The organism is Sedimentibacter sp. B4, from assembly GCF_000309315.1.
Classification (GTDB): Bacteria; Bacillota; Clostridia; order Tissierellales; family Sedimentibacteraceae; genus Sedimentibacter; species Sedimentibacter saalensis.
Window position 1 is genome coordinate 1 of the sequence record NZ_CANG01000858.1, and the last position, 225, is coordinate 225.

The 225-nt window shown below is 70.2% G+C and carries 1 pseudogene; it reads left to right on the plus strand.

From position 1 onward, the window contains the following. Positions 1 to 225, plus strand: a pseudogene (locus BN358_RS27070) (dihydrofolate reductase); the annotation flags it as partial.

The following is a 225-nucleotide window of genomic DNA, read 5'->3' on the forward strand; positions in this document are numbered from 1 at the left end:
GGCGGTTGCCGCCCGGGTCGGCGTCGTTCAGATCGGCCACTACTGGGTTCAGCCCGACCGCTGGAAGCGACTCCACGACCTGCCGAACCTGCGCCACGTGCTACTGCCGTCGGCGGGCTTCGAGCACGCGCTGCCGCTGATCCCGGAGCACGTCACCCTGTGCAACGGGCGCGGTGTTCACTCGACCGGCACGGCCGAGCTTGCTGTGGCACTGGTCCTGGCCTC